This is a genomic window from Aeromicrobium endophyticum, assembly GCF_003586285.1.
Classification (GTDB): domain Bacteria; phylum Actinomycetota; class Actinomycetes; order Propionibacteriales; family Nocardioidaceae; genus Aeromicrobium; species Aeromicrobium endophyticum.
In genome coordinates this window covers 739,093-752,311 of the sequence record NZ_QUBR01000002.1, presented here as the reverse complement: position 1 = coordinate 752,311, position 13,219 = coordinate 739,093, and the positions used below count along the sequence as shown (strand labels likewise).

The 13,219-nt window shown below is 71.3% G+C and carries 9 protein-coding genes; 7 read left to right on the top strand and 2 right to left on the bottom strand.

Features of this window, described 5'->3' with window-relative positions; translation table 11 throughout:
- Positions 1-6: 6 nt before the first annotated feature.
- Together DX116_RS14240 and DX116_RS14235 are read right to left on the bottom strand one after the other, a co-directional pair.
- Complete coding sequence (locus DX116_RS14240) at positions 7-1,509, bottom strand: DUF6297 family protein (RefSeq protein WP_119704901.1); 1,503 nt, start codon at positions 1,507-1,509, stop codon at positions 7-9.
- Entirely contained in the window at positions 1,506-2,153 is a 648-nt protein-coding gene (locus DX116_RS14235) for an ABC transporter ATP-binding protein (RefSeq protein WP_119705650.1), read from the bottom strand. Before DX116_RS14235 ends, DX116_RS14240 begins: the two co-directional genes overlap by 4 nt.
- 104 nt (positions 2,154-2,257) lie before the next feature.
- On the opposite strand from DX116_RS14235, the gene DX116_RS14230 reads away from it, so the two are divergent.
- The 7 genes from DX116_RS14230 to DX116_RS14200 all read left to right on the top strand — a co-directional run bounded on the left by DX116_RS14230 (position 2,258) and on the right by DX116_RS14200 (position 13,218).
- Positions 2,258-4,918 (top strand): zinc ribbon domain-containing protein, encoded by a 2,661-nt coding sequence (locus tag DX116_RS14230; protein ID WP_147393674.1) that lies wholly within the window; start codon positions 2,258-2,260, stop codon positions 4,916-4,918.
- Positions 4,919-4,926: 8 nt separating this feature from the next.
- The gene (locus tag DX116_RS14225; protein WP_119704899.1) at positions 4,927-5,646 is read left to right on the top strand and encodes an RDD family protein; all 720 of its coding nucleotides are present in this window, start codon (positions 4,927-4,929) and stop codon (positions 5,644-5,646) included.
- A 145-nt stretch (positions 5,647-5,791) separates the two neighbouring features.
- Positions 5,792-8,482, top strand: coding sequence for an aconitate hydratase AcnA (gene acnA / locus DX116_RS14220; protein WP_119705649.1), 2,691 nt, complete (start codon positions 5,792-5,794; stop codon positions 8,480-8,482).
- Between the two features lie 243 nt (positions 8,483-8,725).
- Positions 8,726-9,820 carry a sugar ABC transporter substrate-binding protein gene (locus DX116_RS14215; protein ID WP_119704898.1) on the top strand — a complete coding sequence of 365 codons (1,095 nt, stop codon included), beginning with the start codon at positions 8,726-8,728 and terminating at the stop codon, positions 9,818-9,820.
- A 121-nt stretch (positions 9,821-9,941) separates the two neighbouring features.
- A complete protein-coding gene (locus DX116_RS14210; RefSeq protein ID WP_119704897.1) occupies positions 9,942-10,718 on the top strand; it encodes an ATP-binding cassette domain-containing protein in 777 nt (258 codons plus the stop codon).
- Between the two features lie 11 nt (positions 10,719-10,729).
- Entirely contained in the window at positions 10,730-11,992 is a 1,263-nt protein-coding gene (locus DX116_RS14205; RefSeq protein ID WP_119704896.1) for a sugar ABC transporter permease, read from the top strand.
- A gap of 2 nt (positions 11,993-11,994) precedes the next feature.
- Positions 11,995-13,218 (top strand): ROK family transcriptional regulator, encoded by a 1,224-nt coding sequence (locus DX116_RS14200; protein ID WP_119704895.1) that lies wholly within the window; start codon positions 11,995-11,997, stop codon positions 13,216-13,218.
- Position 13,219 lies beyond the last annotated feature (1 nt).

Here is a 13,219-nt window from a genome sequence, read left to right as displayed (position 1 = left end):
GCACGGTCAGCCTAGGCGTGGCTCGCGGCGCGCGACCAGGTAGCTGACGACCGATCCGCTCAGCGCCAACGACACCAAGGCCCCGTTGTCGCTCGGCGCCACCAGCAGCGGCACGACGGCCAGCGCGAGCACGTCGAACCCGCGCAGCGCGCTGACGATGAGACCTGTCGGGATCGCTCCGGTGGGTGAGGCGACCAGCGGCATGGAGTAGTTGGGCGGAGGTGCCAGCATCCAGCGTGCGATGGCCGCCAGGGCCGAGCCGCCGGTGGCGACGGCCACCAGCAGGACGTCGGCGGGGGTCGCGTCGTCGAGCGCCTGGCTGAGCGCGGGGACGAGGGCGAGCGACCAGACCAGCAGCAGCGCGCCAGGCACGACCATGGTCGCCGAGCGCACCGCGGCCAGCGACATCGGGAAGCACCGGACGAGGCCCGGGTTGCGGCCGGTCGTGCGCAGCGCCGAGAACGACCACAGCCCGGACAGGAACGCCGTGAGCGCGCTGGCGAGCACGATCGCGTCGTCGAGGTCGAGACGCAGCACGACGTAGGGGACCAGCAGCGACCCGGCGAGTGCCGCCAGCGCGCCCGGCGACCTCCGCAGCCGGACGACGTCGCGCCACACCAGCGCCCAGGCGCCGCCCGGACCGCCCGTGGACGGCCGTACCGTCGCGGCGGTGCGCCACCGGCGGGCGACCAGCACGTCGTAGGCCAGCGAGAGGTCGAGGCCGGCCAACGCTCCCGACAGGCTGGCCAGGAGCGATCCGCCGGGCACGAGCTGAGCCCGGAGCAGCGAGGCGACGCGCGATGCGGCACGCACCAGGAGCGCGACCAGGGCGAGGGCGGCCGCTCCGGCGAGGGTCCAGCCGATCGGCCCCCCGAGCCAGCCGGACGAGGTGGACGGCTCGACGTCGAGCGCCACGAGCAGCAGCCAGGCGGCCGTGACCAGCGCGAGGGCCGTCGCGAGCCGGCGGGTCGGGCGACCATCACGCGCCTGCCACGTCGCGGCGAGGGCCGTCATGGCGCCTCCGGCGAGTGCGGTGCCCGCCGCGAGCGCGGCGATGGCTCGGTACTCGATGCCGGCCAGGAGCCCGATGACGGCGACCACCGCCCCGCAGGTCGCAGTCGCAGCCGTCGTCGCGGCCATCAACCGCGAACGCAGCAACGGCCCCCGGTCGACGGGGGTGGTCAGCAGCCAGGCACCCGTGGCCGGCGTCACCATGACGGGCCCCACGGCCTGCGCGGCGGCCAGGGCGATCGCGATCATCCCGGCCGCGGAGGCCCACACCAGCGAGGTCCGTGCGTCGTCGCAGGTCGTGGTGGTGCAGGCCGACGCGACGCTGACCCGCGTCTGCACCATCGCGCTGATCGCCATGGCGCCGAGCAGGACGAGGCTGAACACCCAGATGTACGCCTCGGAGAGCTGTTCGTAGAGGGTCGTGTCGGCGCGGTCGCGGCGCCACGCGCGCATCTGACGGCGCAGCGACCTGGCGCCGACCTCGGCGGTGGGGCTCACAGCTCGCCGAGGTCGAGGATCCAGTCGGCCACGGCATCGACGAGCTCGGCATCGTGGCTGACCAGCAGGATGCCGAGGCCGTCGGCCTTCTCGGCGTTGAGGCGCTCGGCCAGCCACGCCAGCCCCGCGGCGTCGAGCCTCTGCTCGGGCTCGTCGAGGATCAGCAGCCGCCGCGGCCGGACGAACGCACTGGCCAGCGCGAGCCTGCGACGCTGCCCGGACGACAACGTGCCGGGCAGCTGGGCGGCCTGGTCGGTCAGGCCGACGTCGGCGAGGACGGCGTGGACCACGGACTCGGGGTCGTCGACCCGGTGCGCGCGTGCCAGCAGGAAGAGGTGCTCGACGACGCTCAGGTCGGGGAAGAAGTCGAGATCGTCCATGACGACGGCGAGATCTCGGCGCGTGGCCGGCAGCCGCTCGTCGAGCGGCGCGCCGTCGAGCTCGACGGTCCCGCCGGTCGGCTCGTCGGCGCCGGCGATGCAGCGCAGCGCGGTGGACTTGCCGGCACCGTTGGGGCCGATCAGCGCGAGTGCCTCGCCGCTGGCCAGGTCGAGGTCGAGGCCGTCGAGGACGTGCAGGTCGCCGTAGCTGCGTCGCAGGTCGCGCACACGGAGGAGAGGGGCAGCCGCGGGTGTCTTCGACATGCGCACCACGGTAGTGCTCGGGTGCGGCGGCGGGTGCGCTCGACGCCGCGCGCGGCGTCACGGTGGTGCTTGTGCCCACCTGTCGCAACCGACAGAGTGTGGGCATGCGCTTCGCCGATCCTCAGGCCTGTCCGCAGTGTCGAGGCGCTATCGCCGGCCAGCCGGCCTGCCCGCACTGCGGTCTCGACCTGACCTCGCTCGAGGTCAGGCAGCTGTGGCAGGTGCTGCTCCAGGCCGACGACCTGCTCGCGCGGGCCGCGCGGCGCCCCCGGGCGCAGGTGCCCCACGCGCCGGCGCAGGCTGCGCCCGTACCGCCTCAGGCTCCGCCTGCTCCGCCGACCGCGGCGCCCCACGCTCCGCCGGCGCAGCAGGCTGCGCCCGTACCGCCGCGGCAGGCCCCGCCCCAGACTCCGCCGCCGAGCTTCGTCCCGCCGACTCCGGCGTCCGCCCCACCGCAGCCCGGACCCGTCGCACCGCCCCAGCCCGGCCCTGCCGCGCCCCCGCACCCCGGGTGGACCTTCCCGTCGATGCCCGCGCCCCCAGCACCGGTCCGGGCGCCCGCACGCGAGCGGTCGTGGTCGGTCGGCACGATCCTGCTCGTGCTGGGCGCCTTCGGCCTGGTCGTGGCGGGCCTGATCTTCGTCACCCGGTCGTGGGAGGACATCGGCCTGGCAGGACGCACGCTCATCCTGCTCGGGGTCACCGCGGTCATCGGAGGCCTGGGCGTCTGGGTCACCCGCCGGCCCCTTCGCGCGTCCGCCGAGGCGGTCTGGGCGGTCTTCCTGGCCCTGCTGACGCTCGACTTCTTCGCCGCCCGCCACGAGGGCCTGGTCGGCCTGGGCTCCCTCGACGTCGCCGCCGGGTGGGTCATGTGGGGCATGGTCGCCGTGGTGCTGAGCGTCGGGCTCTCGATGTGGGCCAGACCCCACCTCTCGGTCGACCTGGTCGTGCCCGCGGTCGCGGCCGGCCTCGCGATCGCCGCGGCCGGCGCCGGTGCGGGGGCGGTCGGCGACGACTGGGACGTCGCGTGGCGCGCCGTCGTGGCGCTGGTCGTGACGGGGCTGCTGGCCCTGTGGACGCGTCCGGCCGGCTCGCACGTCATGACGATCGTGGCGCGGGTGGTCGTCGCGGCGTTCTACGTGGTCGCCTACGTCGCCTCGCTCGTCGAGCTCGCCGCTCACCCCTCGCTCGACCAGGCCGCGGCCGGCGGCCACGGAGGGCCGCTGCTGCTCATGGGCCTGACGTCGCTGGCCGTGGCGTGGCTCGTGCCGGTCGTGCGCATCCCGGCCGTGGCGCTGGCCGTCGTCGCCGTCTCGGTGCTCGTCGTCACGCCGGTGCTCGACGCCGGGCCCGAGGAGGCTGCCTGGTCGGTCGTGACGCTGCTCGCCGTGGTGCTGGCCGCGACCGCCTCGCGTGGCACCGGCGACTGGGTCCGTGGCGCGCGTCTCGGTGCCACGCCGATGGTCGCCGCCGTCGGGGTCGTCCAGCTGTTCCTGCTGGGCGAGGCGCTCGGCACGGTGGGCCGGGTCGTCGACGATCCGTGGCGCGCTGCGTGGGACGCCAGACTCGCCAGCGTGGGCGGTGACCACGCCGCGTGGGCGGTCCCGGTCGTGCTGGCCGGGCTGCTCGTCACGACCTGGTTCGTCCTGGCGTGGCCGGAGCTCACGTCCGTCCGCCCGTGGCGCAGCTCCGTGCTCGGCGCGGCGCTAACCCTCGGCGTGGTGACGTCCGTCGTGGCGCTGCGGCTGCCCGTGTGGGGCGGCGTGGCGTCGCTGCTGGCGGTCGCGGCGGTGGTCGCCGTGCTGCGTCTGCGCGGCGTCTGGCCCGTGCCGACACCCGTGTCCTTGGCGCTCGTGCTGTTCGCGTCCGCGCTCGCCCTCGCCTCCCAGGGGGTCTCGGCGGTCACGTGGGTCGCGGGCGGCGCCCTCCTGCTCGGCATCGCCTTCGTCAGCGCCGGAGAGGTCCTGCGGCTCGTGCACGCCTCGGCCGGCACGCTCCTGCTCGTCTCCGGCAGCGCGGCGGTCACGGCACTGACGGACGCCGACGACTCCGCCGTCCCGCTCGTGGCCGTCGTCGTGGCGCTCGCCCTGATGGCCGCGGTCCGCCTCGTCGTGCCGGAGCATCCCGTGGCTCCGGCCGTCGAGATCGCCGCCGGTGCCGCCTTGGCGGTCGCCCTGGTGATGCCGGGCAGCTCGGGCGAGATCGCCGTGCGGTGGACCATCGCGGGGGTCGGCCTGATCGCGCTCAGCGTCACGGCCACGAGTCGGCGGTGGCTCGTGTGGCCGGGCATGTCGGCGCTGGTCGTGGCCTACGTCGCCCTGATCGTCGACAGCGGCTTCTCGTTCGTCGAGGCCTACACGCTCCCGCTCGGCGTCGCCGGCCTGGCTGCGGGGGTCTTCGCAGCCACCAAGAAGCCCGACACGAGCACCTGGGCGGTGCTCGGACCCGGCCTCGCGGTGTCGTTGCTGCCGAGCGTCCCGCAGTCGCTGGCCGCGCCCACCGAGCTGCGGGCGCTGCTGCTGGGAGCCGGAGCGCTGGCGGTGCTGGCCATCGGCATCCGTCTGAGGTGGCAGGCGCCGTTCGTCGCCGGAACGACGATCCTCACGCTGCTGGTGCTGTTCAACATCGGCCCGTACGCCAACGCCGCGCCGCGGGCCGTGGTGATCGCCGCGGTGAGTGCCGTCCTGCTGGGGGTCGGCATCACCTGGGAGGACCGCGTGCGGGACGGACGACGGCTCGTGACGTACGTCCGGTCGATGCGTTAGGAGAGGTGATGACCGAGACCCCCGAGACGTCCGACCGCACCGAGACGGCCGACCGCACCGTGCGGCAGCTGCGTCGCGAGGCCATGGGCCGCGACGCGCTGCTGTTCAGCGCCGCGTTCTCCCTCGGCGCCCTGATCTACTTCGTCGTCGAGAGCCTCCGGCTCGCGATCGACGACGGGCCCGGCGGCGACTTCTGGACCGTCAGCATGTCGGACGGCCTGATCCTCACCGGGCTGCTCGTGGGCGAGCTGTTCGTGGTGGTGAACAACGGGCTGCGGCAGGGCATCCGCGGCCACAGCGTCGGCAAGCACCTCGTCGGCCTCGCCGTGGTCGACGTCGAGACCGGCAGGCCCACCGGTGCCGCGCGGGGCCTGCTGCGCGGCGTGGTGGTGGCGGTGCTGCTCGACCTCGCGGCCGCCGCCGTCCCGATCGGCCTGCCGACCGTCCTGCGCCGTCTCACCCCCGACGCGTGGCACGTCGGGGGAGCGGCGTACCTCGCCCTGCTCGTGCTCATCGTGCCGATCCTGCTGTCGACCCACCGCGGTCTCGCCGACCGGGTCGCGCGCACCGAGGTCGTGCGGGGCGTGGGGGAGCAGGCCGTCACCGGTGAGCGTCGCAGTCGGTGGCTGATGATCATCGAGGTCATGGGCGTCGCCGGGCTGTTGACCGTCGCGGTCACCTACATCGCCTTCTTCGCGCAGGTCCTGCGCTTCCCGCGGTTGTTCTGAGCGCTCCTGCTGCGTGTGCATGTCGTCTCGACATCATGTATCTTGATATCAAGATACATCGTGCACCCGGGGTTAGGTGAGCCTGACCGTGCGCCGCGAGGCGCCGCTGGGCAGGATGGAACAGACCTCGCGAAGGAGAATGACGATGGCCGTCGACAGCTTCAATTCCAAGGACTCGCTCTCAGTCGGGGACGCCTCCTACGACTACTACCGCCTGGGTGCGGTCACCGGTGAGGGGCTCGACGTCTCGTCGCTGCCGTTCAGCCTCAAGGTGCTGCTCGAGTCGCTCCTGCGCACCGAGGACGGTGCCGACATCACCAAGGCCGACATCGAGGCGCTCGCCGCCTGGGACGCCGATGCCGAGCCGAGCAAGGAGATCCAGTTCACGCCCGCCCGCGTGATCATGCAGGACTTCACCGGCGTGCCCTGCGTCGTCGACCTCGCCACGATGCGCGAGGCGATGGCCGACCTCGGCGGTGACGCCACCAAGATCAACCCGCTCGCGCCGGCCGAGATGGTCATCGACCACTCCGTCATCGCCGACGTCTTCGGCACCCCCGAGGCCTTCGAGCGCAACGTCGAGATCGAGTACGAGCGCAACCGCGAGCGCTACCAGTTCCTGCGCTGGGGACAGGGCGCGTTCGACGACTTCAAGGTCGTCCCGCCCGGAACCGGCATCGTGCACCAGGTCAACATCGAGAAGCTCGCCCGCGTCGTGTTCGACAAGACGGCGTCCGACGGCAGCACCGTCGTCTACCCCGACTCCTGCGTCGGCACCGACTCGCACACCACGATGGTCAACGGCCTGGGCGTCGTCGGCTGGGGCGTCGGCGGCATCGAGGCCGAGGCCGCGATGCTGGGCCAGCCCATCAGCATGCTGATCCCGCGCGTCGTCGGCTTCAAGCTGTCGGGCGAGCTGCCCCAGGGCGCCACCGCCACCGACCTGGTGCTGGTCATCACCGAGATGCTGCGCAAGCACGGCGTCGTCGGCAAGTTCGTCGAGTTCTACGGCTCGGGCGTCGGTGCGGTGCCGCTGGCCAACCGCGCCACGATCGGCAACATGAGCCCCGAGTACGGCTCGACCATCGCGGTCTTCCCGATCGACGACGAGACCACCAAGTACATGCGCCTCACGGGTCGCGACGAGCAGCAGATCGCGCTCGTCGAGGCCTACGCGAAGGCCCAGGGCCTGTGGCACGACCCCGACCACGAGCCGCGCTTCTCGGAGTACCTCGAGCTCGACCTCGGCGACGTCGTGCCGTCGATCGCCGGTCCCAAGCGCCCGCAGGACCGCGTCTCGCTGACCGAGTCGGCCTCGTCGTTCCAGACCGCGCTGGCCGACTACGCCGGCTCGTCCGACGCGTCCAACGCGCAGTCGGTCACGCTCGAGGACGGCACGTCGTTCGAGCTCGACCACGGCGCCGTGACGATCGCCGCGATCACGTCGTGCACCAACACGTCCAACCCGTCGGTCATGATCGGCGCGGGCCTGCTGGCCAAGAAGGCCGTCGAGAAGGGCCTGCAGCGCAAGCCGTGGGTCAAGACGACGCTGGCACCGGGCTCGAAGGTCGTGACCGACTACTACGAGAAGTCCGGGCTCAACGTCTACCTCGACAAGCTCGGCTTCAACCTCGTCGGCTACGGCTGCACGACGTGCATCGGCAACTCCGGGCCGTTGATCCCCGAGGTCAGCAAGGCCGTCAACGACGGCGATCTGGCCGTGACCGCCGTGCTGTCGGGCAACCGCAACTTCGAGGGTCGCATCAACCCCGACATCAAGATGAACTACCTGGCGTCCCCGCCGCTGGTCATCGCCTACGCGCTGGCCGGCTCGATGGCCGTCGACCTGTTCAACGACCCGCTGGGCCAGGACGAGGACGGCAACGACATCTTCATGGCCGACATCTGGCCGTCGCCGCAGGAGGTGGAAGACGTCATCGCCGCCTCGATCGACTCCGACACGTTCAGCCGCGAGTACGCCGACGTGTTCGCCGGCGACGAGCGCTGGCAGAACCTGTCGACGCCCGACGGCGACGTCTTCGAGTGGGACCCCCAGTCGACCTACGTCCGCAAGGCGCCGTACTTCGACGGCATGGACCGTGAGCCGTCGCCGGTCACCGAGGTGTCGGGCGCGCGCGTGCTGCTCAAGCTGGGCGACTCGGTCACGACCGACCACATCAGCCCCGCCGGTGCCATCAAGAAGGACAGCCCGGCCGGCACGTACCTGTCCGAGCACGGCATCGAGGCGCGTGACTTCAACTCCTACGGCTCGCGCCGTGGCAACCACGAGGTCATGATCCGCGGCACCTTCGCCAACATCCGTCTGCGCAACCAGATGGCGCCCGGCACCGAGGGCGGCTTCACGCGCGACCTGATCGGCGACGGCGAGGTCACCACGATCTTCGAGGCGTCCGAGGCCTACGCGGCCGCCGGCGTCCCGCTGGTCATCCTGACGGGCAAGGAGTACGGCTCGGGCTCGTCGCGCGACTGGGCGGCGAAGGGCACGGCGCTGCTCGGCGTCAAGGTCGTCATCGCCGAGTCGTACGAGCGCATCCACCGCTCCAACCTGATCGGCATGGGCGTCCTCCCGCTGCAGTACCCCGCGGGCGAGTCGGCCGAGTCGCTGGGCCTCACGGGCGAGGAGACGTTCGACTTCACGGGCATCACCGAGCTCAACGAGCGCCGCACGCCCAAGACCGTCCACGTGACGGCCACGGCGGCCGACGGCGGCGTCACGGAGTTCGACGCGGTCGTCCGCATCGACACCCCGGGCGAGGCCAACTACTACCGCAACGGCGGCATCATGCCGTACGTCCTGCGCAGCCTGCTCGACTGACATCCGGCGCGACGCGAGCCCCGAGACCCCGCAAGGGGACTCGGGGCTCGTCGTCGTCGACACGCGGCCGGTCGGGCCTTTGGTCCTCAAAGAGAAGAATTGTCGTGCGACACGACGATTTGTTGCCGGAGTCGCTGGACGTGACCCCAGTCACCCATTACGTTGTTCCAAACAACAAACGCGTTACGTGGGCGAAACATCCTCGGCCAGGACGCACAACTGGAGGAATTGGAGGCGGTCTGTGTGAAGCGGACACGCAATCTCGTGCTGGCCACGGTCATGGGTGCGACGCTCGCGCTCAGCGCGTGCGGTGGCAGCGACAGCAGCGGTGGCAGCGATGGCGGCAACGGCGGCGGTGACAAGGTCGAGGGCAAGATCGGCGTCATCCTCCCCGACACGAAGTCCTCGGTCCGCTGGGAGAGCGCCGACAAGCCGGCGCTCGAGGCGGCCTTCAAGGCAGCCGGCGTGAAGTACGACGTCCAGAACGCCGAGGGCGACGCCGACAAGATGCAGACCATCGCCGACGGCATGATCACCGACGGCGTCACGGTCCTCGCGATCGTCAACCTCGACTCCGACTCCGGTGCGGCCATCGAGGAGAAGGCCAAGAGCCAGGGTGTCAAGACCATCGACTACGACCGCCTCACGCTGGGCGGCTCGGCCGACGTCTACATCTCGTACGACAACAGCAAGGTCGGCGCCCTGCAGGGCGAGGGCCTGGAGAAGTGCCTGGGCGACAAGGACGCGAACATCGTGTACCTGAACGGCTCGCCGACGGACAACAACGCCACGCTGTTCTCGCAGGGTGCGCACAGCATCCTCGACAAGAACGCCAAGTACAAGAAGGTCGGCGAGCAGGCAGTCCCCGACTGGGACAACGAGCAGGCCGTCACGATCTTCGAGCAGCTGTACACCAAGGCTGACGGCAAGATCGACGGCGTCTACGCCGCCAACGACGGTCTCGCCGGCGCGGTCATCTCCATCCTCGACAAGAACGGTCAGGCCGGCAAGGTCCCCGTCACCGGTCAGGACGCCACGGTCGAGGGCCTGCAGAACATCCTCAAGGGTGACCAGTGCATGACGATCCAGAAGTCGGCCACCGGCCAGGCCAAGGCACTCGCCGAGACCGCCATCGCGATGGTCAAGGGCGACAAGCCCGAGACCACCGGCACGGTCGAGGACGAGACCGGCAAGCGTGAGGTCCCGGCCATCCTGCTCGACCCCGTGTCAATCACGAAGGACAACGTCAAGGCTGTCATCGACAGCGGCGACATGAAGGCATCGGACCTGTGCACGGGCGACTTCGCCCAGCTGTGCACCGACGCCGGCATCAGCTGATCCATCGTGGCGCGGCTCCCCGGGACCTCCCGGGGGGCCGCGCCACGCCAGCGCTGACCGTCCAGCGCTCGTTCCACCCGGCCGCACCAGCACGACCAGAACGCCCCATCGGAGGCACAGCATGAGCACCACCCCCATCCTCGAGATGCGAGGAATCAACAAGAGCTTCGGCGTGGCCCACGTCCTGCACGACGTCGACCTCACCATCTACCCCGGCCAGGTCACGGCCCTCGTCGGCGACAACGGCGCCGGCAAGTCGACCCTCGTCAAGGCCGTCGCGGGCATCTACCCGATCGACACCGGCGAGTACAGGTTCGACGACAAGCCCGTCACCGTCCACGGGCCGAAGGACGCCTCGGCGCTCGGCATCGAGGTCGTGTACCAGGACCTCGCCCTGTGCGAGAACCTCGACATCGTCGAGAACATGTTCCTCGGCCGCGAGATCAAGAACGGCCCCGTGCTCAACGAGACCGAGATGGAGAGCAAGGCCCGCGAGGTCCTGAAGTCGCTGTCGGTCCGCACGGTCAAGTCGGTGCGCCAGAGCGTCTCGAGCCTGTCCGGAGGCCAGCGCCAGACCGTCGCGATCGCCAAGTCGGCGCTCTGGAACTCCAAGGTCGTCCTGCTCGACGAGCCGACGGCCGCGCTGGGCGTCGCGCAGACCCGCCAGGTGCTCGACCTCGTGCGCCGCCTCGCCGACTCCGGCGTGGGCGTGCTGCTGATCTCGCACAACCTCACGGACGTGTTCGAGGTCGCCGACCGCATCACTGCGCTCTACCTCGGTCGTGTGGCGGCCGACGTCGCGACGAAGGACGTCACGTCCCGTCAGGTCGTCGAGCTCATCACGACCGGCACATCCACCGACTTCGACGGCGCCGCGGCACCGTCCGCGACAGCCTGAGGGGCGAGAGCATGACTGACATCACCACCGACGCGGACGAGGCTGGCTTCGCCAACGACCGTACGCAGTCGAACACCTTCGGCGAGGCCGTCCGTTCCTACGTCAACCGTGTCCGCGGCGGCGACATGGGTGCGCTGCCCGCCGTGGCGGGCCTCTTGGTCCTGTTCATCGTCTTCGGGCTGGCCAACGACCGCTTCCTGTCGGCGCTCAACATGGCCAACCTCATCACGCAGGCCGGCGCGATCATCGTGCTGGCGATGGGCCTCGTGCTCGTGCTGCTGCTGGGCGACATCGACCTGTCGGCGGGCGTCACCGGCGGTGCGTCTGCGTCCGTGATGGGCCTGCTGATCGCCAAGCACGACATGCCGTGGGGCGTCGCCGTCCTCGGCGCGATCGTGACCGGTGCCGTCATCGGACTGGTCATCGGCGTGCTCGTGTCCAAGCTGGGCATCCCGTCGTTCGTCGTGACGCTGGCGTTCTTCCTCGGCCTGCAGGGCCTGATCCTGAAGCTGATCGGCGACGGCGGCTCCGTCCGCGTCGACCAGGAGGTCATCAAGGGCATCACCAAGAACAACGTGCCCGTCATGTGGGGCTGGATCTTCGCGGTCGTCATCATCGCGGTCTTCGCGCTGCTGTCGCTTCGTTCGCACCGCGTCAAGGTCTCCAAGGGCCTGCAGCACCAGCCGATCGCCGTCGTCTTCGCGCAGATCGGGGCCGTCGCGGTCATCCTGCTGGTCGTCACGTACGTGCTCAACCTCAACCGCGCGCCCAACCCGGGCTTCGTCATCGAGGGCATCCCGTACGTCCTGCCGCTGGTCATCGCGCTGCTGATCTTCTGGACCTTCATCCTCAGCCGCACGTCGTACGGCCGCCACGTGTACGCCGTCGGCGGAAACCCGGAGGCGGCCCGCCGCGCCGGTATCAACGTCGACCGCATCCGCGTGTCGGTGTTCGTCCTCGCGTCGAGCATGGCGGCGCTGAGCGGCGTCATCGCGGCGTCCAACCTGGGCAAGGTCTCGACCTCGTCCGGCGGCAGCAACACGCTGCTGTACGCCGTGGGTGCGGCCGTCATCGGCGGCACGAGCCTGTTCGGCGGCAAGGGCAAGGCGCGCGACGCCGTCATCGGTGGTCTGGTCATCGCGACGATCGCCAACGGCCTGGGTCTGCTCGACCAGGCGGCGTACATCAACTTCATCGTGACCGGCGGCGTGCTCCTGCTCGCGGCGAGCGTCGACGCGATCTCGCGCAGGCGGCGTTCCGCTTCAGGCCTGTAACCATGGCCTCCGCCGGGCGCGCGGGAGTCGGCACCAATCAGGAGGACGTGCGTCGTCACAACCTGGGGACGGTCCTGGGGCACATCCACCGGGCCGGCCGACTCTCGCGAGCCGAGCTGACGACGCGGATGGGGCTCAACCGCAGCACCATCGCGGGGCTCGTCGCCGAGCTGGAGTCGTTGGGACTGGCCGAGCAGGCCAAGCCCTCCGGCGCCCGGCTCGGCGCGGGCCGCCCGTCGGTCGACGTCAAGGCGCGCAACGGCGCCTACGTGCTGGCGGTCGACCTGCGGGTCGACGGCCTCACGGTCGCCCGCGTGGGCCTCGGCGGGGTCATCCAGTCGCGGGCCACCGGCCCGGTGCCGGCAGGTCGTGACCCGCACGTCATCACCAGCTCGGTCGTCGACCTCATGCGCCTGGTCGTCAAGGACGTCGAGCCGGAGTCGGCGCTCGTGGGCGTCGGCGTCGGGGTGCCGGGCATCATCCGGGCCGAGGACGGCCTGGTGCGCCTGGCGCCCAACCTCGACTGGCACGACGTGCCGTTCGCCGAGATCCTCGGCGAGCGGCTGGGTGCCCTCGGCACCCCGGTGCTGGGCAACGACGCCGACCTGGGCGCCCTGGCCGAGCACCTGCGCGGTGCCGGTGTCGGCGTCGAGGACCTGGTGTACCTGTCGGGCGAGGTCGGTGTGGGTGCCGGTGTCATCGTCAGCGGCCACAAGCTCGAGGGCGCCGGCGGTTACGCCGGCGAGATCGGGCACATGCCGTTCGTGCCCCGCGGCAAGCTGTGCCACTGCGGCGCGCGCGGCTGCTGGGAGACCGAGATCGGCGCCGACGCGATCGCCGCGGCCATCGGCTGCCCGCCCGAGCGGGTCGGGGCGCTGGGGGAGTTCCTCGAGGGCGTCCACGAGGCCTCGCCCGAGCTGCGGGACGTTGGTGCGCACCTCGGGCGAGGCATCGCCGGCATCGTCAACATGCTCAACCCGCGCGTCATCGTGCTGGGCGGGTACCTGCGATCGCTGTTCCCGCTCGTGCAGGACGACGTCGAGGAGCAGCTGACGCTGCAGTCCCTCACGGCACCCCGCGAGCTGGCACGGGTGACGCTGCCCGGCCTCGGCGGCGACTCGGTGCTGCACGGTGCGGCAGAGCTGGCCTTCGAGCCGCTGCTGGCCGACCCGGTCGAGCGTCTGGCCTCGGCCTGCCACGACGCGGACGCCGCCCTGGCGGGCTAGG